Source organism: Enterobacter asburiae (assembly GCF_007035645.1).
Taxonomy (GTDB): Bacteria; Pseudomonadota; Gammaproteobacteria; order Enterobacterales; family Enterobacteriaceae; genus Enterobacter; species Enterobacter asburiae_B.
Genome location: NZ_AP019632.1, coordinates 292,916 through 313,945 on the forward strand (window position 1 = coordinate 292,916; position 21,030 = coordinate 313,945).

At 56.8% G+C, this 21,030-nt stretch carries 21 protein-coding genes; 17 read left to right on the top strand and 4 right to left on the bottom strand.

Going from position 1 to position 21,030, the window contains the following annotated elements; translation table 11 throughout:
* The first annotated feature begins 70 nt into the window (after nt 1–70).
* The 4 genes from ugpA to ugpQ are packed head-to-tail and all read left to right on the top strand — an operon-like array spanning nt 71 to nt 3,615.
* Entirely contained in the window at nt 71–958 is an 888-nt protein-coding gene (gene ugpA / locus FOY96_RS01325) for a sn-glycerol-3-phosphate ABC transporter permease UgpA (RefSeq protein ID WP_033144396.1), read from the top strand.
* Nucleotides 955–1,800, top strand: coding sequence for a sn-glycerol-3-phosphate ABC transporter permease UgpE (ugpE, locus tag FOY96_RS01330; protein WP_028015153.1), 846 nt, complete (start codon nt 955–957; stop codon nt 1,798–1,800). The genes ugpA and ugpE overlap by 4 nt, the downstream gene beginning before the upstream one ends.
* 1 nt (nt 1,801) lies before the next feature.
* Nucleotides 1,802–2,872, top strand: coding sequence for a sn-glycerol-3-phosphate import ATP-binding protein UgpC (locus FOY96_RS01335; protein WP_029742187.1), 1,071 nt, complete (start codon nt 1,802–1,804; stop codon nt 2,870–2,872).
* Nucleotides 2,869–3,615, top strand: coding sequence for a glycerophosphodiester phosphodiesterase (ugpQ, locus tag FOY96_RS01340; RefSeq protein ID WP_143346395.1), 747 nt, complete (start codon nt 2,869–2,871; stop codon nt 3,613–3,615). The genes FOY96_RS01335 and ugpQ overlap by 4 nt, the downstream gene beginning before the upstream one ends.
* Here ugpQ and FOY96_RS01345 read toward each other — a convergent pair.
* On the bottom strand, nt 3,599–3,976 hold the full coding sequence (locus FOY96_RS01345) for a DUF2756 family protein (protein ID WP_045888353.1): 378 nt from the start codon (nt 3,974–3,976) through the stop codon (nt 3,599–3,601). The two genes, ugpQ and FOY96_RS01345, sit on opposite strands and share 17 nt — an antisense overlap.
* 123 nt (nt 3,977–4,099) lie before the next feature.
* On the opposite strand from FOY96_RS01345, the gene ggt reads away from it, so the two are divergent.
* Nucleotides 4,100–5,845, top strand: coding sequence for a gamma-glutamyltransferase (gene ggt / locus FOY96_RS01350; RefSeq protein WP_172620499.1), 1,746 nt, complete (start codon nt 4,100–4,102; stop codon nt 5,843–5,845).
* Nucleotides 5,846–5,951: 106 nt separating this feature from the next.
* On the opposite strand, the gene yhhY is transcribed toward ggt, so the two are convergent.
* Nucleotides 5,952–6,440 (bottom strand): N-acetyltransferase, encoded by a 489-nt coding sequence (gene yhhY, locus FOY96_RS01355; RefSeq protein WP_045143059.1) that lies wholly within the window; start codon nt 6,438–6,440, stop codon nt 5,952–5,954.
* A gap of 256 nt (nt 6,441–6,696) precedes the next feature.
* Between yhhY and FOY96_RS01360 the strand changes: the two genes are divergently transcribed.
* From FOY96_RS01360 to gntU, 5 genes are all read left to right on the top strand, one after another.
* Nucleotides 6,697–7,734 (top strand): oxidoreductase, encoded by a 1,038-nt coding sequence (locus tag FOY96_RS01360; protein WP_143346396.1) that lies wholly within the window; start codon nt 6,697–6,699, stop codon nt 7,732–7,734.
* Nucleotides 7,735–7,856: 122 nt separating this feature from the next.
* Entirely contained in the window at nt 7,857–8,552 is a 696-nt protein-coding gene (locus tag FOY96_RS01365) for a pirin family protein (protein WP_003861565.1), read from the top strand.
* Nucleotides 8,553–8,653: 101 nt separating this feature from the next.
* Nucleotides 8,654–9,649 carry a gluconate operon transcriptional repressor GntR gene (gene gntR, locus FOY96_RS01370; RefSeq protein WP_021242747.1) on the top strand — a complete coding sequence of 332 codons (996 nt, stop codon included), beginning with the start codon at nt 8,654–8,656 and terminating at the stop codon, nt 9,647–9,649.
* Nucleotides 9,650–9,775: 126 nt separating this feature from the next.
* Complete coding sequence (gntK, locus tag FOY96_RS01375; protein ID WP_008503362.1) at nt 9,776–10,303, top strand: gluconokinase; 528 nt, start codon at nt 9,776–9,778, stop codon at nt 10,301–10,303.
* Between the two features lie 3 nt (nt 10,304–10,306).
* Nucleotides 10,307–11,647 carry a gluconate transporter gene (gntU, locus tag FOY96_RS01380; protein WP_023310036.1) on the top strand — a complete coding sequence of 447 codons (1,341 nt, stop codon included), beginning with the start codon at nt 10,307–10,309 and terminating at the stop codon, nt 11,645–11,647.
* 119 nt (nt 11,648–11,766) lie between these two features.
* On the opposite strand, the gene plsB is transcribed toward gntU, so the two are convergent.
* Nucleotides 11,767–14,187 (bottom strand): glycerol-3-phosphate 1-O-acyltransferase PlsB, encoded by a 2,421-nt coding sequence (gene plsB / locus FOY96_RS01385; RefSeq protein WP_143346397.1) that lies wholly within the window; start codon nt 14,185–14,187, stop codon nt 11,767–11,769.
* Between the two features lie 154 nt (nt 14,188–14,341).
* Here plsB and FOY96_RS01390 point away from each other — a divergent pair, with 154 nt between their 5' ends.
* From FOY96_RS01390 to FOY96_RS01405, 4 genes are all read left to right on the top strand, one after another.
* Nucleotides 14,342–14,710, top strand: coding sequence for a diacylglycerol kinase (locus tag FOY96_RS01390; RefSeq protein WP_048980859.1), 369 nt, complete (start codon nt 14,342–14,344; stop codon nt 14,708–14,710).
* A 108-nt stretch (nt 14,711–14,818) separates the two neighbouring features.
* The gene (lexA, locus tag FOY96_RS01395; RefSeq protein ID WP_023310039.1) at nt 14,819–15,427 is read left to right on the top strand and encodes a transcriptional repressor LexA; all 609 of its coding nucleotides are present in this window, start codon (nt 14,819–14,821) and stop codon (nt 15,425–15,427) included.
* A 63-nt stretch (nt 15,428–15,490) separates the two neighbouring features.
* On the top strand, nt 15,491–16,828 hold the full coding sequence (gene dinF / locus FOY96_RS01400; RefSeq protein ID WP_143346398.1) for an MATE family efflux transporter DinF: 1,338 nt from the start codon (nt 15,491–15,493) through the stop codon (nt 16,826–16,828).
* 120 nt (nt 16,829–16,948) lie between these two features.
* Nucleotides 16,949–17,158 (top strand): CsbD family protein, encoded by a 210-nt coding sequence (locus tag FOY96_RS01405; protein ID WP_014830284.1) that lies wholly within the window; start codon nt 16,949–16,951, stop codon nt 17,156–17,158.
* Between the two features lie 72 nt (nt 17,159–17,230).
* Here FOY96_RS01405 and zur read toward each other — a convergent pair whose 3' ends face one another.
* The gene (gene zur, locus FOY96_RS01410; RefSeq protein WP_143346399.1) at nt 17,231–17,743 is read right to left on the bottom strand and encodes a zinc uptake transcriptional repressor Zur; all 513 of its coding nucleotides are present in this window, start codon (nt 17,741–17,743) and stop codon (nt 17,231–17,233) included.
* Nucleotides 17,744–17,857: 114 nt separating this feature from the next.
* Between zur and FOY96_RS01415 the strand changes: the two genes are divergently transcribed.
* From FOY96_RS01415 to dusA, 3 genes are all read left to right on the top strand, one after another.
* Nucleotides 17,858–18,346 (top strand): cupin domain-containing protein, encoded by a 489-nt coding sequence (locus FOY96_RS01415; protein ID WP_023310041.1) that lies wholly within the window; start codon nt 17,858–17,860, stop codon nt 18,344–18,346.
* Nucleotides 18,347–18,518: 172 nt separating this feature from the next.
* A complete protein-coding gene (locus tag FOY96_RS01420; RefSeq protein ID WP_033144404.1) occupies nt 18,519–19,829 on the top strand; it encodes a conjugal transfer protein TraF in 1,311 nt (436 codons plus the stop codon).
* 82 nt (nt 19,830–19,911) lie between these two features.
* Nucleotides 19,912–20,907 (top strand): tRNA dihydrouridine(20/20a) synthase DusA, encoded by a 996-nt coding sequence (gene dusA / locus FOY96_RS01425; protein ID WP_045355242.1) that lies wholly within the window; start codon nt 19,912–19,914, stop codon nt 20,905–20,907.
* Nucleotides 20,908–21,030: the final 123 nt, after the last annotated feature.

A 21,030-nucleotide genomic window follows, 5' to 3' on the forward strand; every position in this document is an offset into this window, starting at 1 on the left:
AGCCGTCTTTTCTCCCTCGCCCCTTTGGGGAGAGGGCCGGGGTGAGGGGGAATACCTACAGAGCAAACCTATGTCATCATCCCGTCCGGTGTTTCGTTCCCGCTGGCTGCCCTATCTTCTGGTCGCGCCGCAGCTGGTCATCACCGTTATCTTCTTTATCTGGCCTGCGGGCGAAGCGCTGTGGTACTCGGTACAAAGCGTCGACCCGTTCGGGCTTTCCAGCCAGTTTGTTGGCCTGGACAACTTTACCGCACTGTTCCACGACAGCTACTACCTGGACTCCTTCTGGACGACGATGAAGTTCAGCGCGCTGGTGACCGTCAGCGGTCTGGTTGCCTCGCTGTTTTTCGCCGCGCTGGTGGACTACGTGGTGCGCGGCAGCCGTATTTATCAAACCCTGATGCTGCTGCCTTACGCCGTGGCTCCCGCCGTCGCCGCCGTACTGTGGATCTTCCTGTTTAACCCCGGTCGCGGGTTGATTACCCACTTCCTGGCCGAGTTCGGCTACGACTGGAACCACGCCCAGAACAGCGGTCAGGCCATGTTCCTGGTGGTGTTCGCCTCGGTGTGGAAGCAGATCAGCTACAACTTCCTGTTCTTCTTTGCCGCGCTGCAGTCCATTCCGCGCTCGCTGGTGGAAGCCGCGGCGATTGACGGCGCAGGGCCCATTCGTCGCTTCTTCAGGCTGTCGCTGCCGCTGATCGCCCCGGTGAGTTTCTTCCTGCTGGTGGTTAACCTCGTGTACGCCTTCTTCGACACCTTCCCGGTGATCGACGCGGCGACCGCAGGCGGCCCGGTGCAGGCGACCACGACGCTTATCTATAAGATCTATCGCGAAGGCTTCGCCGGTCTGGATCTCTCCGCCTCTGCCGCGCAGTCGGTCGTGCTGATGTTCCTCGTCATCATCCTCACGGTGGTGCAGTTCCGCTATGTCGAAAGTAAGGTGCGCTACCAATGATTGAGAACCGTCGCGGGCTGACGATTTTCAGCCATACCATGCTGATTTTAGGGATCATCGTCATCCTCTTCCCGCTGTACGTGGCGTTTGTCGCCGCCACGCTGGACACCAAAGCGGTGTTCGACACGCCGATGACGCTGATCCCCGGCGGGCATCTGTTCGAGAACATGAAGACCATCTGGACTCAGGGCGTGGGCGCCAACAGCGCGCCGTTCTGGCTGATGATGCTCAACAGCTTCATCATGGCGTTTGGCATTACGGTCGGCAAAATTACGGTGTCGATGCTTTCGGCCTTCGCCATCGTCTGGTTCCGCTTTCCGCTGCGTAACCTCTTCTTCTGGATGATTTTTATCACCCTGATGCTGCCGGTAGAGGTGCGTATCTTCCCGACGGTAGAAGTGATTGCCAACCTGAAGATGCTCGACAGCTACGCGGGCTTAACCCTGCCGCTGATGGCCTCGGCGACCGCCACCTTCCTGTTCCGCCAGTTCTTTATGACCCTGCCGGACGAGCTGATTGAAGCGGCGCGCATCGACGGCGCGTCGCCGATGCGCTTCTTCAGGGACATCGTGCTGCCGCTGTCGAAAACCAACCTTGCAGCGCTGTTTGTGATCACCTTTATCTACGGCTGGAACCAGTACCTGTGGCCGCTGCTGATTATTCAGGACGTTAACCTCGGTACCGCCGTGGCGGGCATCAAAGGCATGATCGCCACCGGCGAAGGCACCACCCTCTGGAACCAGGTGATGGCGGCGATGCTGCTCACCCTTATCCCACCCGTAGTCATTGTTTTAGCCATGCAGCGCGCGTTTGTCCGCGGCCTGGTCGATAGCGAGAAATAAGATGGCAGGTTTAAAACTTCAGGCAGTAACCAAAAGCTGGGACGGCAAAACCCAGGTGATCCAGCCGCTGACGCTCGACGTGGCGGACGGAGAATTCATCGTGATGGTCGGCCCGTCCGGCTGCGGCAAATCCACCCTGCTGCGCATGGTGGCGGGGCTGGAGCGCGTGACCTCCGGGGATATCTGGATTGACCGTCAGCGCGTCACCGAGATGGAGCCGAAAGACAGAGGCATCGCGATGGTGTTCCAGAACTACGCTCTCTATCCGCACATGAGCGTGGAAGAGAACATGGCCTGGGGGCTGAAAATCCGCGGCATGGGCAAAGGCCATATCGACGAGCGGGTGAAAGAGGCGGCGCGCATTCTTGAGCTGGACGGCCTGCTGAAGCGCCGACCGCGCGAGCTCTCCGGCGGCCAGCGCCAGCGCGTGGCGATGGGGCGCGCCATCGTGCGCGATCCGGCGGTATTCCTGTTCGACGAGCCGCTCTCTAACCTCGACGCCAAGCTGCGCGTGCAGATGCGCCTTGAGCTGCAGCAGCTGCACCGTCGTTTGAAAACCACCTCCCTGTATGTGACCCACGATCAGGTCGAAGCCATGACCCTCGCCCAGCGCGTGATGGTGATGAACAAAGGCATCGCCGAACAGATTGGCACTCCGGTGGAAGTGTACGAGAAACCGGCCACCCGCTTTGTGGCGAGCTTTATCGGCAGCCCGGCAATGAACCTGCTGGAAGGGCGTATCAGCAGCGCGGGCACGCATTTTGAACTGGAAAGCGGGATGGCGTTGCCGATCAACTGGTACTATCGTGGCTACGCCGGGCGTAAGATGACGCTCGGTATCCGCCCCGAGCATATCGTTTTAACCTCTCAGGCGGACGGCGGCGTGCCGCTGGTGATGGACACGCTGGAGATGTTGGGTGCAGATAACCTGGCGCACGGGCGCTGGGGCGAACAAAAAATGGTGGTGCGCCTGGCACATCAGGAGCGCCCGAAAGCAGGCAGCACGCTGTGGCTGCACCTGCCGGAAAACCATCTGCACCTGTTTGACGGTGAAACAGGACAACGAGTATGAGCAACTGGCCTTATCCCCACGTCGTCGCCCACCGTGGCGGCGGTAAGCTGGCGCCGGAGAACACCCTGGCGGCGATTGACGTTGGCGCGCGCTACGGTCACACGATGATCGAGTTCGACGCCAAGCTGTCGAAAGACGGCGAAATTTTCCTGCTGCATGACGATAACCTCGAACGCACCAGCAACGGCTGGGGCGTGGCGGGCGAGCTGCCGTGGCGCGATCTGCTGAAAGTGGACGCCGGAAGCTGGTACAGCGGCGAATTCAAAGGCGAACCGCTGCCGCTGCTGGCGGAAGTGGCCGATCGCTGTCGCCAGCACGGCATGATGGCCAATATCGAAATCAAACCGACCACCGGCACCGGGCCGCTGACGGGCAAAGTCATTGCCCTGGCCGCGCGCGAACTGTGGGAAGGGATGACTGCGCCGCTGCTGTCATCATTTGAAATCGATGCGCTGGAGGCCGCACAGGCGGCCGTACCGGAACTGCCGCGCGGGCTGCTGCTTGACGAGTGGCGCGAGGACTGGCGCGAGCTGATGACACGCTTAGCGTGCGTTTCTATCCATCTCAACCACAGGCTGCTGGATGAGGCGCGGGTGAAGATGCTGAAGGACGCAGGCCTGCATATTCTGGTCTACACGGTTAACAAACCCCAGCGCGCAGCCGAACTGCTGCGCTGGGGCGTGGACAGCATCTGTACCGATGCAATCGACCTGATCGGCCCGGACTTTAGTTCTGCGGATTAAGCATACTGCCATTCGACTGCGGCGGCAGCATGTGCTGCTGTCCGCTGCCTGACGACGTCATTCCTCCTAACATCCCGCCGTTTTTATTCGGCAGCGGCTGCTCGCGCACCTGCCCCTGCTGCACGCGCTGGGTGTTGGCGTTCATCTGATTTTGCAGGCTTTGCTGCTGCATCTGGGTCTGCGTTTTAAGCTGCTGATTAAGCATTCCTTTCTGCTGCTGTTGCTGGCTCATCATCTCCGTCTGCATACGCTGCTGGCTCGGGATAACGTAACCCTGCTGGTTCGGGTTGTTCAGGGTGTTGAGTGGCTGTGCGAGCGCGGCAAACGGGATCAGCGCCGTAAGGATCCATAAGCGTTTCATTGTCATTTCCTCCTTTTGAGGTCTTTCTTAAGTTTACCCCGATTTCACCATGACGATGATTTTTTAGGAGTTGTGAACCAGGCTTAAGCGGGGAATATGGATCCCTTCACCTGGAGAACAATAATGATGAAACCAACGTTTTTGCGCTGGGTCGCCATCGCCGCGCTGATGGCAGGCGGTACATTTAGCGTGGCGGCCAACCCGCCAGCGGCGCCTCCGGTCTCTTACGGCGTGGAGGAAGATGTTTTTCATCCCGTGCGGGCAACCCATGGCATGGTGGCGTCGGTGGATGCGCTGGCAACCAAAGTGGGCGTCGATATTCTCAGGCAGGGCGGTAACGCGGTGGATGCAGCGGTCGCCGTCGGCTATGCGCTGGCGGTGACGCATCCGCAGGCGGGGAACCTGGGCGGCGGCGGCTTTATGATGCTGCGTACCAAAGACGGCAAAACCACCGCCATCGATTTCCGCGAAATGGCGCCTTCTCAGGCGTCCCGCGATATGTTCCTCGACGATCAGGGTAACCCTGACAGCAAAAAATCCCTGACTTCGCACCTCGCCACCGGCACGCCGGGCACCGTTGCGGGCTTCTCGCTGGCGCTGGAAAAATACGGCACGATGCCGCTGAACAAGGTGGTGCAGCCTGCCATCAAGCTGGCGCGCGACGGCTTTGTGGTAAACGATGCGCTGGCGGACGATCTCAAGACCTATGGCAGCGAAGTCATTCCGAATCACGAAAACAGCAAGGCCATCTTCTGGAAAGACGGTGAGCCCCTGAAGAAGGGCGATAGGCTGGTGCAGAAGAACCTCGCCAAAAGCCTGGAGCTGATTGCGGAGCACGGTCCGGACGCCTTCTACAAAGGGGCAATTGCCGACCAGATTGCGGAAGAGATGCAAAAGAACGGCGGGCTCATCACCAAAGCGGATCTTGCGGAATACAAGGCGGTGGAGCGCGAGCCGATTAGCGGTACCTATCGCGGATACGAGGTCTTCTCCATGCCGCCGCCGTCTTCCGGTGGGATCCACATCGTGCAGATCCTCAATATTCTCGAAAACTTCGATATGCATAAGTTCGGCTTCGGCAGCGCGGACGCCATGCAGGTGATGGCGGAAGCGGAAAAACGCGCCTACGCCGACCGGTCGGAATATCTCGGCGATCCGGACTTCGTGAAGGTGCCGTGGCAGGCGCTGACCAACAAGGCGTATGCTAAATCCATTGCCGATCAGATCGACATCAACAAGGCTAAACCGTCGAGCGAGATCCGCCCCGGCAAGCTGGCGCCGTATGAAAGCAACCAGACCACCCACTTCTCGGTGGTGGATAAAGACGGTAACGCGGTGGCGGTGACGTACACGCTCAACACCACCTTCGGCACCGGGATTGTGGCGGGCAACAGCGGTATTCTGCTGAACAACGAGATGGATGACTTCTCTGCCAAACCGGGCGTGCCGAACGTCTACGGGCTGGTGGGCGGCGATGCGAATGCAGTAGGGCCTAAGAAACGTCCGCTGTCTTCTATGTCGCCCACCATTGTCGTGAAAGACGGGAAAATCTGGCTGGTGACCGGCAGCCCTGGCGGGAGCCGTATTATCACTACCGTGCTGCAGATGGTGGTGAACAGCATCGACTTTGGGATGAACGTCGCCGAAGCGACCAACGCACCGCGTTTCCATCACCAGTGGCTGCCGGACGAGCTGCGCGTCGAGAAGGGCTTTAGCCCGGATACGCTCAAGCTGCTTGAACAGCGCGGGCAAAAAGTGGCGGTGAAAGAGGCGATGGGCAGCACCCAGAGCATTATGGTGGGGCCGGACGGGGCGCTGTTTGGCGCGTCGGACCCGCGTTCGGTAGATGATTTGTCGGCGGGGTATTAACGATTCCCCTCACCCTAACCCTCTCCCCGCAGGGGAGAGGGGATTGCACGGTGCGGTCTTTTCTCCCTCGCCCCTGTGGGGAGAGGGCCGGGGTGAGGGAAGTGTGTCACTTCATTCGCGCCATATAATACGCGTCCACATACTCGCCGTTGCGCAGGGCATAGCGTTTGCCGGTGCCTTCAATTTCGAACCCGTGTTTTTTGTACACCGCAATCGCCGGTTCGTTATCGACAAATACCGTCAGCTCAATGCGGTCAACGCGCAGCCAGTTATCGCACATATCAATCATGGTGCGCATCAGAGCGCTGGCAACGCCCCGGTTTTGCCACTGCGCGCCGACACAAATCCCAAAATCAGCCACATGGCTGCGGCGCGGGCGTTGCGCGACGACGATGCACAGATGGCCGGCAACATGACCGTCTATGCAGGCGACGAGCTGCTTGATTCCGGGCTGGTCGGATAGCCGTTCTTGCCACATTTGCTCAGAGGGATGAGGAACCTGTAGTGTGTTGTGGTACACCTCCGGCTGGGCGTGGATCTGACGAATGGCGTCATAATCTTTCGGTTCCGCATGGCGTATCACTATCTCACTCATTCCTTATTCCTCAGTCAGTTAAACGTCCCTTTCAACATCAATGACTTTAAAATTTGAGTCAACCGCTATTTTTTGCAAAAAGTATTGGACAAGTGCGAATGAGAATGATTATTATTGCTCTGCATTCAGGAAGACCGCTACGGGAACCTGAAAGCACGACATTGCTCACATTGCTTCCAGTATTACTTTAGCCAGCTTTTAGCTGGCTTTTTTTTTGTTATGGTTAGACTCAGTAACCTTCCAAAAGGACTGAGCCATGACACTACATTGCGCATTTATTGGATTTGGTAAAAGTACGACCCGCTACCACCTGCCGTATGTTCTCAACCGTAAAGACAGCTGGCACGTCGCGCACATCTTCCGCCGCCGCGCGAAGCCGGAAGAGCAATCCCCGCAGTATTCTCATATCCATTTCACCAGCGATCTTGATGAAGTACTTAACGATCCGCAGGTCAAACTGGTTGTTGTCTGCACCCACGCCGACAGCCATTTTGACTATGCGAAACGCGCGCTGGAAGCGGGTAAAAACGTGCTGGTGGAAAAGCCGTTCACCCCGACCATCGCCGAAGCAAAAGCGCTGTTCGCGCTGGCGAAAAGTAAAGGCCTGACCGTTACGCCGTATCAAAACCGTCGCTTTGACAGCTGCTTCCTGACGGCGAAAAAGGCGATTGAAAGCGGCAAGCTGGGCGACATTGTGGAAATCGAAAGCCACTTCGATTACTACCGTCCGGTGGCGGAAACCCAACCCGGCCTGCCGCAGGACGGCTCGTTCTATGGTCTGGGCGTGCATACGATGGACCAGATCATCTCTCTGTTTGGCCGACCGGACCACGTGACGTATGACATCCGCAGCCTGCGTAACAAAGCCAACCCGGACGACACCTTTGAAGCGCAGCTGTTCTACGGCGACCTGAAGGCCATCGTCAAAACCAGCCATCTGGTGAAAATCGACTATCCGAAATTTATCGTTCACGGCACCAAAGGATCGTTCATTAAGTACGGCATCGACCAACAGGAGACCAGCCTGAAGGCCAACATCATGCCGGGTGAACCGGGCTTTGCGGCGGATAATTCCGTGGGCGTGCTGGAGTATGTGAACGATGAGGGCGTAACGGTCAGGGAAGAGCTGAAACCGGAAATTGGCGACTATGGCCGCGTCTACGATGCGCTGTATGAAACTCTCACAACTAGCGCGCCGAATTACGTCAAGGAATCTGACGTTCTGACCAACCTGGAAATCCTCGAGCGGGCCTTTGAGCAGGCTTCTCCTGCCACGGTAACCCTCGCGAAATAAGCAAAAACGGCTCCTCTGCGCTTGTTCATAATTTTTGAACAGAGGAGTCAATTTTCACCCTCTATGATCCCAGGCGGTTTGCGTCCACACTTACTCCATCGAAACGAACTGAGGGTGAAACAATGATCTACTTACGCAAAGCAAACGAACGTGGTCACGCGAATCATGGCTGGCTGGACTCATGGCATTCATTCTCGTTTGCCGACTACTACGACCCGAACTTCATGGGCTTCTCCGCACTGCGCGTGATTAACGACGACGTGATTGATGCAGGCCAGGGCTTCGGTACCCACCCGCACAAAGACATGGAAATCCTGACCTATGTGCTGGAAGGGGCGGTGGAACACCAGGACAGCATGGGCAACAAAGAGCAGGTTCCGGCGGGCGAGTTCCAGATTATGAGCGCGGGTACCGGGGTGCGTCACTCCGAGTACAACCCGAGCAAAACGGAAAAACTGCACCTGTATCAAATCTGGATCATTCCAGAAGAGACCGGCATCACGCCGCGCTACGAGCAGCGCCGCTTCGACGCGAAACAGGGCAAACAGCTGGTGCTGTCCCCGGATGCGCGTGAAGGTTCTCTGAAGGTGCATCAGGATATGGAACTGTACCGCTGGGCGCTGGCGAAAGACGAACAGTCTGTGCACCAGATTGCCGCCAACCGCCGCGTCTGGATCCAGGTGGTGAAAGGAGAAGTGTCCATCAACGGCACCAAAGCGACAACCGCCGATGGCCTCGCCGTCTGGGATGAGCAGGCGCTCTCCGTGCATGCCGACAGCGAAAGTGAAATTCTGCTGTTTGACCTGCCGCCGGTGTAATAAATCATAAATAAATGCCCATCCTTCCCTTTGACAGGGGAAGGATGGGCTTTGTCCGTGATAAACTGAGCAAATCTCTCACTTCAAGATTTCTCAGGACGATGAAAAAGAAACGCCCCGTACTTCAGGATGTCGCCGATCGCGTCGGTGTGACCAAAATGACGGTCAGCCGTTTTTTACGTAACCCGGAACAGGTTTCCGTGGCGTTGCGTGGCAAGATTGCCGCGGCCCTTGATGAACTGGGTTATATCCCCAACCGCGCACCCGATATTCTCTCCAATGCGACCAGCCGTGCGGTGGGCGTCCTGCTTCCTTCCCTGACCAACCAGGTTTTCGCCGAAGTTTTGCGCGGCATTGAAAGCGTCACCGATGCTTTTGGCTATCAGACCATGCTCGCCCACTACGGGTACAAGCCGGAACTGGAAGAGGAACGTCTTGAATCGATGCTTTCCTGGAACATCGACGGCCTGATTTTAACCGAACGTACCCACACTGCCCGCACGCTCAAAATGATTGAAGTGGCCGGTATCCCGGTGGTGGAGCTGATGGACAGCCAGTCGCCGTGCCTCGATATCGCCGTGGGGTTCGATAACTTCGAAGCGGCGCGCCAGATGACGGCGGCCATCATTGCCCGTGGGCATCGTCATATCGCCTATCTGGGTGCGCGTCTTGATGAACGTACTATCATCAAACAGAAGGGATACGAGCAGGCGATGCTCGACGCGAACCTAACCCCGTACAGCGTGATGGTGGAGCAGTCCTCTTCCTATACGTCGGGTATTGAGCTGATGCGCCAGGCACGACGCGAGTATCCGCAACTGGACGGTATTTTCTGTACCAACGATGACCTTGCGGTCGGCGCGGCGTTTGAGTGTCAGCGTCTGGGGCTCAAGATCCCGGATGATATGGCGATTGCCGGTTTCCACGGCCACGACATTGGCCAGGTGATGGAGCCGCGTCTGGCGAGCGTCCTGACCCCGCGTGAACGTATGGGCCGCATTGGCGCAGAACGCCTGCTGGCGCGCATTCGTGGCGAGACGGTTACCCCAAAAATGTTAGATTTAGGTTTCACCTTGTCACCGGGTGGATCTATTTGAACTGACAAATTTGAAGTAGCTCACACTTATTCACTTCGCGCACGTTTGGATATTGCTTCTCTTTTGCCCCGGCAGGACAATGTTACCGATAACTGTTACCCGTAACAATTGACTGAGGGACACCCTTTGAGCACGACTAATCACGATCACCACGTCTACGTCCTGATGGGCGTTTCCGGTAGCGGGAAATCAGCCGTAGCCAGCGAAGTGGCGCATCAACTCCAGGCTGCGTTCCTTGATGGCGACTTCCTCCATCCGCGCAGCAACATCATGAAAATGGCCTCCGGCGAGCCGCTGAACGACGACGACCGCAAACCGTGGTTGCAGGCGCTGAATGACGCCGCGTTCGCCATGCAGCGCACCAACAAAGTCTCCCTGATTGTCTGCTCTGCGCTGAAAAAAACCTACCGCGACCTGCTGCGCGACGGTAACCCGAACCTCTCTTTCATCTACCTGAAAGGGGATTTCGAGGTGATTGAAAGCCGTCTGAAGGCGCGTAAAGGTCACTTCTTCAAAACCCAGATGCTGGTGACGCAGTTCGAAGCGCTGCAGGAGCCGGGTGAAGATGAGAAAGATGTCTTAGTGGTTGATATCGATCAGTCACTGGAAGGTGTTGTTGCCAGCACCATCGAGGTCATTAATAAAAGGCAGTAAGTTTTGAGTACATTAACGCTAGTTTTGACAGCAGTGGGTTCCGTGTTGCTGCTGCTGTTTTTAGTGATGAAGGCGCGTATGCACGCTTTTGTCGCTTTGATGGTGGTTTCTATAGGTGCAGGTCTCTTTTCCGGTATGCCGCTCGACAAGATCGCCGCGACGATGGAAAAAGGGATGGGCGGCACGCTGGGCTTCCTGGCGATTGTGGTCGCCCTTGGCGCGATGTTTGGCAAGATTTTGCACGAGACGGGCGCGGTCGACCAGATTGCCGTCAAGATGCTGAAATCCTTCGGCCACAGCCGCGCGCACTACGCGATTGGTCTGGCTGGCCTGATTTGCGCGCTGCCGCTGTTCTTCGAAGTGGCCGTAGTGCTGCTGATAAGCGTCGCGTTCTCCATGGCGCGCCATACCGGCACTAACCTCGTGAAGCTGGTTATTCCGCTGTTTGCGGGCGTGGCGGCGGCCGCAGCGTTCCTGCTGCCTGGGCCTGCGCCGATGCTGCTGGCGTCTCAGATGCACGCTGACTTTGGCTGGATGATCCTGATTGGCCTGTGCGCGGCAATCCCGGGGATGATTATTGCCGGTCCGCTGTGGGGCAACTTCATCAGCCGTTACGTTGAGCTACACATTCCGGATGACGTCACCGAGCCGCACCTGGGCGAGGGCAAAATGCCGTCCTTCGGCTTCAGCCTGTCGCTGATCCTGCTCCCGCTGGTTCTCGTGGGTCTGAAAACCATCGCCGCGCGCTTTGTGCCGGTGGGTTCCAGCGCCTACGAATGGTTCGAGTTCATCGGTCATCCGTTCACGGCGATCCTGGTGGCCTGTCTGGTGGCGATTTACGGCCTGGCGATGCGTCAGGGAATGCCGAAAGACCGGGTGATGGAGATCTGCGGTGCCGCGCTGCAGCCTGCGGGTATTATCCTGCTGGTGATCGGCGCTGGCGGCGTGTTCAAGCAGGTGCTGGTGGATTCCGGCGTGGGCCCGGCTCTGGGCGAAGCGCTGACCGGGATGGGCCTGCCGATTGCGGTCACCTGCTTCGTGCTGGCCGCGGCGGTGCGCATCATCCAGGGTTCCGCAACCGTGGCGTGCTTAACCGCCGTGGGTCTGGTGATGCCGGTGATTGAACAGCTGAACTACTCCGGTGCGCAGATGGCCGCGCTGTCTATCTGTATCGCGGGCGGTTCGATTGTGGTCTCTCACGTTAACGACGCGGGCTTCTGGCTGTTCGGTAAATTTACCGGCGCCACCGAAGCGCAAACCCTGAAAACCTGGACGCTGATGGAAACCATCCTTGGCACAACGGGCGCCATTGTCGGGATGATTGCTTTCACACTGCTGAGCTGAATGCGGTGATTTAACAAGGCTCAAAAATAAGGCCCGGTAGCGTTAACGCTTACCGGGCCTTTATATTATGCAGAACGCCAGGCCGGGTCAGGTGAAACCACCAACCTGGCTTTTTCACATCACTCGCCCTGCGTCGAGCTCTCGATCGTCAAACGCACATCCGACGTAATGAGTTCGGCCAGCATCTGGTACACCTTCAGCGTCTCTTCCGGCTCGGCATCGCCCGTATCGCTGATGTAGCCTTCGTCACGCAGCGTCAGGACCAGAGAGCTGAAGACCGCTTTGTCGAAGAACTCCGGGGCGTTAATGCCGTGCAGAACGGACAGGCGCTGTGCCAGCGTCCGGCTCTCTTTCTCCAGCGTGCCGCGGTTGATAGACGGGTTCGCACTCAGCAGCCAGAACGTAATGGCGTAGCGCTGCAGCGTTTCGCGCGCACCGGCCGCAAGCAGTTGCAGAGTTCGGGAACGCGACGGATTGATGTGCAGCTCGTCGTTTGAGACGGTGATCAGCCCCTGACGACGCAGCTCTTCCGTCAGTTTGTCCAGTTCGCCCGCCAGCTCGTCTTTGCTCCAGCGCAGGAACAGCTCCGCTTTCAGCATCGGATAGAGCGTCTCAACGTGACGCAATAGCTCCTGACGCGAAATACGGCGATGCTGGGTGATGATAGCCGCCATGAGTGACGGCAGCATCAGCATATGGGTGATGTTGTTGCGGTAGTAGGTCATCAGCACTGCCTGCTCGCGCGGCAGAATGATGATGTCGCCGATCGTGTCCTTTTCGACTTCAAACTTGTTCATCTGCAGCGCGTGATCGATAAGCTCACTGGCGGTAGCAGAAGGCACGGTTGAATCAACGGAATACGGCACGTTGCGCATCATGTCCAGATAGCAATCCAGCTGCTCCGTGAGCTGTTCGCGGGTCAGCGAGCGCTGACGCGAAGCCAGAAGCGCCGTACAGCACAGGTTCATGGCGTTAGCCGCACCGGCGTTGTTAATGCGCACCATCAGCTCGGACGCGATGCCGTTGACCGTTGGCGTCAGCCAGGCCGGACGAATCGCTTCGATAGGATCGATGGACTCGCGCCACTCGGGAACGTGATGGTTCAGATACGTCATCAGCGGCATGGGTTCGCCGAAGTTCACGTAGCCCTGACCGAGATTGCGTAGCTTGCTCAAGCCGCGCAGCATCTGCGGCAGGCTCTCTTTCTCTTTGGTCGCACCGCGCAGCTCTTTGGCGTACGTGCCCACTTCCATCACGTGCTCATAGCCAATGTAGATTGGCACCAGCGTGATTGGACGGGTTCCTCCGCGCAGCATCGCCTGAATGGTCATCGACAGCGTGCCGGTCTTCGGATCGAGCAGACGTCCGGTACGGGAACGACCGCCCTCCACGAAGTACTCCACGGAATAGCCGCGGCTGAACAGCTCGCCCAGATATTCGCGGAACACGGTGGAGTAGAGCTTGTTGCCCTTGAAGGTGCGACGGATAAAGAACGCGCCCAGGCGGCGGAAAATCGGACCTGCTGGCCAGAAATTCAGGTTGATACCGGCAGCAATGTGCGGCGGTACCAGCCCCTGGTGATAGAGCACGTAGGAAAGAAGCAGGTAGTCCATGTGGCTGCGGTGGCAGGGAACATAGACAATCTCATGGCCATCGTGCGCCAGCTGACGCACACGTTCAGCATTATGAACGTTGATGCCCTGATACAGGCGGTTCCAGGTAAAGCCGAGAATACGATCGGACAGGCGAATCATCTCGTAAGAGAAGTTCGCTGCAATCTCTTCCATCAGCGCAATGGCGTTCTGCTGGGCTTTCTCATGCGATATTTTCTTGCTGCGCGCTTCGTCTTCAACGGCGCGGGCAATCGCTTTGGAGGCCAGCAGCTTGTTGAACAGATCCTGACGCGCCGGGAGACGCGGCCCTACGGCAGCGAGTCGCTGGCGGGCGAAGTGCATACGCGCCACGCGCGCCAGTTTTTGCGCGATGATCTTGTCGGTACCGTGCTCGTCCGCCATACGACGCAGCGAAACGGAAGGGGAGAAACGCACAAAGCTGTCGCGTCCCAGCCAGGAGACCGCGAAGAACTTCTGGATGCCGTTAAGCATGCGCAGCGGCGGATTCTCTTCACCTTTTTCACGGCCCGGACGACGACCAAACATCACCGATACCGGCACCATCTGCACATCCAGATCGGGGTTGCTGCGGTGCAGGTCAAGATAGTCGTGGAACAGCTTGATGGACTCTTCTTTTGGCGTGTAGTAGGTAAACACGCGCGGTCCACCGTGAATGAACACGTAGCGCGGCAGCAGCGTACCGTCAACTTCAAGCGGTTCAAGCGGGTCCGGTAAGTCATGCGCCAGACACTGGGCGCGAAGCGTCAGTAAGTCTGCCTTCGAGTTATAAGGCAAAACGTACATAATAGGACGCGACGTATCGAGCCCCAATTCCAGCGCGGGTTCTGCTGGGATAGACTTGCTTTTTACCAGGATGCTTAATGGTAAATTAAGTAATTTGTAGTAAATTCGTGGCCAGCCGGACATAAACGATGTAAAGCCTCTGGTTAATAATGCAATTGCGGCGCAAGGATAACAGAAAGCGCGCAAAATTTCTGTTGTTACCCGTCATACTTCAGGCTGTAGCGAAACGCGCTACAGTTCCTGTTACTGACGCTTTTTTTCATAAAAGGTTCTTTTAATGGCCAATAATACCACTGGGTTAACGCGTATCATCAAAGCCGCCGGCTATTCATGGAAAGGTTTCCGTGCCGCGTGGATCAACGAAGCCGCCTTTCGCCAGGAGGGCGTCGCCGCTATCATCGCGGTGATCATCGCCTCTTTCCTTGATGTTGATGCTATTACCCGCGTACTTCTAATCGGTTCCGTGCTTCTGGTGATGATAGTGGAAATTCTTAATAGCGCTATTGAAGCCGTTGTTGATCGCATTGGTTCAGATTTCCACGAGCTTTCTGGCCGCGCAAAAGACATGGGCTCTGCTGCCGTGTTGCTGGCGATTATCACTGCCGTTATCACCTGGGTCACGCTGCTTTGGTCACATTTCCGATGAGCCTCGAGGAATAATTAAGTCCCTGGTTTTTTGTGCAGTTTTTGGTTCCAAAATCGCCTTTGACTGTATATACTCACAGCATAACTGTATATACACCCAGGGGGCGGAATGAAAGCGTTAACGACCAGGCAGCAAGAGGTGTTTGATCTCATCCGGGATCATATCGGCCAGACGGGTATGCCACCCACGCGTGCGGAAATCGCGCAGCGTCTGGGCTTCCGTTCTCCGAATGCTGCCGAAGAACACCTGAAAGCGCTGGCGCGTAAAGGCGTGATTGAGATTGTTTCAGGCGCGTCACGTGGTATCCGCCTGCTGGTGGAAGAAGAGACGGGCATTCCGCTGATAGGCCGTGTTGCCGCCGGTGAGCCTTTACTGGCACAGCAGCATATTGAAGGCCACTACCAGGTTGATCCTGGCATGTTCAAACCGAGCGCAGATTTCCTGCTGCGCGTTAGCGGTATGTCGATGAAAGACATCGGTATTCTTGACGGCGATCTGCTTGCGGTGCACAAAACGCAGGATGTGCGTAACGGTCAGGTGGTTGTCGCGCGCATTGATGATGAAGTTACCGTCAAGCGTCTGAAAAAACAGGGTAACACCGTTCAGTTGCTGCCTGAAAACAATGAGTTCTCCCCGATTGTGGTCGATCTCCGCGAACACAACTTCTCTATCGAAGGACTGGCGGTTGGGGTCATTCGCAACGGTGAATGGCTATAATCTCTTCCTGACAGGCTATGGCGCCGCTGTAGCCTGCTTCATTCTCCACTCCCGGTATTTTTCATGTCACTGCTGACGGAATCAGATAAGGCATTGTGGCGTCTCGCTCTGCCGATGATTTTCTCCAATATCACCGTGCCCTTGCTGGGGCTGGTCGATACTGCCGTTATTGGTCATCTTGATTCGCCTGTTTATCTTGGCGGCGTGGCGATTGGCGCGACGGCAACCAGCTTCCTGTTTATGCTGCTGCTCTTTTTGCGCATGAGCACCACCGGGCTCACGGCACAGGCTTATGGTGCAAAAGATCCGCTGCGTCTGGCGCGCGCGCTGGTCCAGCCGCTGATCCTTGCGCTTGGCGCGGGAGTGTTAATCGTTTTATTACGTACGCCCCTGATCGACCTTGCGCTCCATGTTGTCGGCGGCAGCGAGGCGGTACTGGCTCAGGCGCGTCGTTTCCTTGAAATTCGCTGGCTCAGCGCGCCCGCCTCGCTGGCAAACCTGGTTCTGCTGGGGTGGCTACTGGGCGTGCAGTACGCCCGTGCACCGGTGATTTTGCTGGTGGCAGGCAACCTTCTCAACATTGTGCTGGATGTCTGGCTGGTAATGGGCCTGCATATGAACGTGCAGGGCGCGGCGCTGGCGACGGCGATTGCCGAATACGGAACCTTTATTATCGGTCTGTGGATGGTCTGGCGCGTGCTGGCGATGCGCGGGATCTCCCTGGCGCTGCTCAAAACCGCATGGCGCGGCAATATCCGTAGGCTGCTGGCGCTCAATCGTGACATCATGCTGCGCTCGCTGCTGCTTCAGCTCTGCTTCGGCGCGCTGACGGTTTTCGGGGCCCGACTGGGGCCAGAAATCGTCGCGGTCAACGCGGTATTGATGACGCTGCTGACCTTTACCGCCTACGCGCTGGACGGATTTGCCTATGCGGTAGAAGCGCATTCCGGGCAGGCGTACGGGGCGCGCGAAAGCGAGCAGCTTAGGGACGTCTGGCGGGCAGCCTGCCGCCAGTCTGGGCTGGTGGCGCTGGCGTTTGGCCTGGTTTACGCCTGCTTTGGTGAGCAAATTGTCGCGTTGCTTACGTCTCTTCCTGCGCTGCGCGAGCTGGCGAGTCACTATCTCATCTGGCAAGTCATCTTACCGGTGGTCGGCGTCTGGTGTTATCTGCTGGACGGCATGTTTATTGGTGCGACGCGCGGAGCGGAAATGCGTAACAGCATGGCGGTCGCGGCGGCCGGGTTTGGTCTGACGCTGCTGACGCTTCCCTGGCTGGGTAATCACGGTTTGTGGCTGGCCCTGGCCGTTTTCCTCTCGCTGCGAGGGATATCGCTGGCTTTTATCTGGCACCGCCACTGGCAAAACGATACCTGGTTCCCTTCACGTCACGATATATCGTGACGGTTAAAGATTCCGAATATCAAATCAACTGCCGAATCCTTAACTACAATAATTATCACGTCCAGCAGAAAAGAACGTAACGGACGTTACGACCCGACGCTTAACTAAGAGGACACGATGATGAATAAAGACGAAATCGGCGGCAACTGGAAGCAGTTCAAAGGTAAAGCGAAAGAACAGTGGGGTAAGCTGACCGATGACGATATGACCGTCATTGAAGGTAAACGCGATCAGCTTGTCGGTAAAATCCAGGAGCGTTACGGCTACGCAAAAGACCAGGCGGAAAAAGAAGTGGGCGACTGGGAAAAACGCAACGACTACCGCTGGTAACCGGGCTATACCCGCAAGTACAAGGAAGTACACCCTGAGGGCGGCCATGAGCCGCCTTTGCTTTTACTACTGCTAACGCGGTTTTTTCTTCACAAGAATAGAGTGGTCGTGCTGACATGCGTCCTGATGGCGGCAGGCTTCCACTTCCACGCAGGCAGAGCACAGTCCGTGCGCTTCAATCACGTTATGACGCAGGGCAAAACCCATTTTCGCCGCCAGCGTATGCATAATATCTTCCACGCCTTCCGCAGCCTCTTCTTTCACCACGCCGCAGCGGTCGCAGATAAACATCGCCGATGTATGGGTGGGCTGATCGAACAGATGGCACAACACGTAGCTGTTGGTGGACTCAACTTTATGCACGAATCCTTGTTCCAGCAGGAAATCAAGGGCGCGATACACGGTTGGTGGTTTCGCCTGCGGCTCGCTTTCGCGGAGCAGGTCCAGCAGATCGTAAGCGCTGATGGCACCCTGCTGCAGGCTCATCAGACGTAAGACTTCAAGGCGCTGCGGAGTCAGGCGCACATTGCGTTGCGAACACAGCTTTTCGGCCTGCGCTAACAGCTCTTTTGTGGACTTATCCATTTAGCACCCCGGATGTTATAGGACGGAAACCCCCACTTTATCATGTTCTGGTAAAAACGCCGAGATCCGCCAGTCTGTGCTATACCTGACCCATTGCAAACCGGGAAATAAACAATGAAAAAACCTGACTGTATTCGACACTGGCGCGACGTTGAAGGCGCGGATGATTCGACCTATCCAGATAGCGATGAGCGTTTTTCTATCGGCGCCCCGTTGGCTCGCAAGCTTGGGCTCGGGCGCATTGGTATCCATCACGAGCGTTTACCGCCCGGGCGCAGGACGTCCTATCCGCACGCGGAAAGCGATGAAGAAGAGTTCGTTTATGTGCTCGAAGGTCATCCAGAAGCGTGGATCAATGGCTATTTATGGAAACTTGAACCGGGCGACAGCGTGGGGTTTCCTGCCGGAACCGGTATTTGCCACACCTTTATCAACAACACGGACGAAGAGGTGCGGTTACTGGTCGTTGGCGAGGCCAATAAGAAGCACAACCGCATCTACTACCCGCTCAACCCTGTGTATGCCGCCACGCGTGAGGATCGCTGGGTAGACCACCCGCCCCAGTTTTTTGGACCGCATGATGGAAAACCTGGGAAAAAATAATTTCCTCTTCTATAAATATTGAGGGCCGTCACAAAATATAACAGGCCGTAAGGGAGTTTTACTTAGGGATAGAAATAGCGGGTCTTTTACTACTTATTCACAGCAATAGTTCGTTCCTGTTTGGGTGATAACAGACAGGGGTTATTTCATAACAGACTATAACGGGCATACTGTGAAAAAAAATTTTAAATTTTCGGTGGTTAGTATCGCTGTTTCCTTGTTTATGGCAAATCAGGCGGGAGCAGCTAATACCTGGACAGAATCACGTAGCGACGCAATGGGTGGCACTGGCGTTGCCTCCGGGAGCTATGGTAGCGGGGCGTTAATCAACCCCGCGTTGCTGGCAAAGGCAAAACCGGACGATGATGTGACGGTCATTTTGCCGTCCGTTGGCGTACAGGTAACGGATGAGGACAATCTTCAGGACGAGATTGATACCATCAACGACAAAATCAATCACTATAAGGATGTGGTTGATGACCTCACGCCAAGGGAGATCATCACCAATCCGTTAGGTTCCATTAATCAATTCCAGGGCGCGGCCAAAGATCTGGCCGATGAGCTGGACTATCTCAAGGGTAAAACCGCACGCGCGACGGCAGGTGCAGGGCTTGCCGTGAGTATTCCTAACGATGTGCTTTCCGTGGCCTTTATGGCGAAAGGCTATGCCCATGGCCGGGTGAGCTCGTCTATCGATCAGCAAGATATTGATTATCTGCGCGGTATTCAACAAAGCAAAGTGGTGGCTGCCGGTGTTGCCCTGGACGCTGCGCTGAACGGCACGGATCAGATCACTAAAAATCTCAACTCAACGGCGTCTGGCCGGGCAGCGATTGTGTCCGACTATGGTGTTGCCGTTGCCCGTCAGTTTGACCTCGGCGGCGTCCCGGTTTCCGTGGGCGTGACGCCAAAACTGCAAAAAACCTGGGTCTATAACTACACCACGTCAATCTACGATTACGACAGTAACAAGTGGAACGACAGCCGCTACCGCACGGACGACACGGGCTTTAACGTCGATGCCGGTATTGCGGCTGATTTCGGCGAACACTGGACGGTTGGCGTGAGCGGTCAAAACCTGATGTCGCGCGATATCGACACCAAAGATATCCGTATCCGCAATGGCCGGACGGGAGAAGTGGTGAGCTACAAAGACACCTACCAGATCCGTCCGCTGGTGACCGCCGGCGCCGCCTGGCATAACGACCTGGTGACGCTGACCGCCGATGGCGATCTGACGGAAACCAAAGGCTTCAAGAGCGAAGATACGTCGCAGTACGTTGGCGTCGGTGCCGAGGTTACGCCGCTCAGCTGGCTGGCGGTGCGTGCGGGTTATCGCGCGGACGTGAAGGGTAACGACAGCAATGTCTTTACCGGCGGTGTCGGTTTCGCACCGTTCAGCACCGTTCATGTTGACCTGATGGGCCTGTACGGTGAGGACGAAACCTGGGGTGCCGGGGCTCAGCTGAGCATGACGTTCTAAAGTCCACCGGAGGCGCTGCGCCTCCGGCTTTTCTTTGTGCTATAGTAGCGCCCCTTTTCCACCAGATGCTTAAAACTTCGCCATGTCGTCAGAATTACAGACCGCTTTCCCTGCACACCGTTTCTCCATTGCGCCGATGCTCGACTGGACGGACAGACACTGCCGCTACTTCCTGCGCCAGCTCTCCCGCCATACGCTGCTGTACACCGAAATGGTGACCACGGGCGCAATCATTCACGGGAAGGGCGACTATCTGGCCTATAGCGAAGAAGAGCATCCGGTTGCCCTGCAGCTGGGCGGCAGCGATCCGGCCGCGCTGGCGCAGTGCGCGAAGCTGGCGGAAGAACGCGGCTACGACGAGATCAACCTGAACGTTGGCTGCCCGTCCGACCGCGTGCAGAACGGCATGTTTGGCGCCTGTCTGATGGGGAATGCACAGCTGGTAGCGGACTGTATCAAGGCGATGCGCGATGTGGTCTCCATTCCGGTCACGGTCAAAACCCGTATCGGCATTGACGACCAGGACAGCTACGAATTCCTGTGCGACTTCATCAACACGGTATCCGGGAAAGGCGAGTGTGAGATGTTCATCATCCACGCGCGAAAAGCCTGGCTCTCCGGCCTCAGCCCGAAAGAGAACCGCGAGATCCCGCCGCTGGACTATCCGCGCGTGTATCAACTGAAGCGTGACTTTCCGCACCTGACGATGTCCATCAACGGCGGCATCAAGTCGCTGGAAGAGGCCAAAGCGCATCTGGCGCATATGGATGGCGTGATGGTCGGCCGCGAGGCGTATCAGAACCCGGGCATTCTGGCGACGGTCGATCGCGAAATCTTTGGTATCGAAGGCGCGGACACCGATCCGGTTGCCGTCGTGCGTGCGATGTACCCTTACATTGAGCGCGAGTTGAGTAATGGCACGTATCTCGGCCATATCACCCGCCATATGCTTGGCCTGTTCCAGGGGATTCCGGGCGCGCGTCAGTGGCGCCGCTACCTGAGCGAGAATGCGCATAAAGCCGGAGCCGATATTGAGGTGCTGGAACATGCGCTGCGACTGGTGGCAGACAAGCGATAACTTTCGCTAAAAGTTCGTCAAATTCACCACGCCCTGCGAACGCTCGCGGGGCGTTTTGCTTTAATAACAACAGGTTAATACTGGCATGATTCTTGTAATGCTTACTTCATTACTCGGGAACTC

Bases quoted from the DNA above. Each gene is read 5' to 3' on its own strand.
- ugpA (WP_033144396.1), top strand. From the start codon at position 71: ATGTCATCATCCCGTCCGGTGTTTCGTTCCCGCTGGCTGCCCTATCTT.
- ugpE (WP_028015153.1), top strand. From the start codon at position 955: ATGATTGAGAACCGTCGCGGGCTGACGATTTTCAGCCATACCATGCTG.
- FOY96_RS01335 (WP_029742187.1), top strand. From the start codon at position 1,802: ATGGCAGGTTTAAAACTTCAGGCAGTAACCAAAAGCTGGGACGGCAAA.
- ugpQ (WP_143346395.1), top strand. From the start codon at position 2,869: ATGAGCAACTGGCCTTATCCCCACGTCGTCGCCCACCGTGGCGGCGGT.
- FOY96_RS01345 (WP_045888353.1), bottom strand. From the start codon at position 3,976: ATGAAACGCTTATGGATCCTTACGGCGCTGATCCCGTTTGCCGCGCTC.
- ggt (WP_172620499.1), top strand. From the start codon at position 4,100: ATGATGAAACCAACGTTTTTGCGCTGGGTCGCCATCGCCGCGCTGATG.
- yhhY (WP_045143059.1), bottom strand. From the start codon at position 6,440: ATGAGTGAGATAGTGATACGCCATGCGGAACCGAAAGATTATGACGCC.
- FOY96_RS01360 (WP_143346396.1), top strand. From the start codon at position 6,697: ATGACACTACATTGCGCATTTATTGGATTTGGTAAAAGTACGACCCGC.
- FOY96_RS01365 (WP_003861565.1), top strand. From the start codon at position 7,857: ATGATCTACTTACGCAAAGCAAACGAACGTGGTCACGCGAATCATGGC.
- gntR (WP_021242747.1), top strand. From the start codon at position 8,654: ATGAAAAAGAAACGCCCCGTACTTCAGGATGTCGCCGATCGCGTCGGT.
- plsB (WP_143346397.1), bottom strand. From the start codon at position 14,187: ATGTCCGGCTGGCCACGAATTTACTACAAATTACTTAATTTACCATTA.
- FOY96_RS01390 (WP_048980859.1), top strand. From the start codon at position 14,342: ATGGCCAATAATACCACTGGGTTAACGCGTATCATCAAAGCCGCCGGC.
- lexA (WP_023310039.1), top strand. From the start codon at position 14,819: ATGAAAGCGTTAACGACCAGGCAGCAAGAGGTGTTTGATCTCATCCGG.
- dinF (WP_143346398.1), top strand. From the start codon at position 15,491: ATGTCACTGCTGACGGAATCAGATAAGGCATTGTGGCGTCTCGCTCTG.
- FOY96_RS01405 (WP_014830284.1), top strand. From the start codon at position 16,949: ATGAATAAAGACGAAATCGGCGGCAACTGGAAGCAGTTCAAAGGTAAA.
- zur (WP_143346399.1), bottom strand. From the start codon at position 17,743: ATGGATAAGTCCACAAAAGAGCTGTTAGCGCAGGCCGAAAAGCTGTGT.
- FOY96_RS01415 (WP_023310041.1), top strand. From the start codon at position 17,858: ATGAAAAAACCTGACTGTATTCGACACTGGCGCGACGTTGAAGGCGCG.
- dusA (WP_045355242.1), top strand. From the start codon at position 19,912: ATGTCGTCAGAATTACAGACCGCTTTCCCTGCACACCGTTTCTCCATT.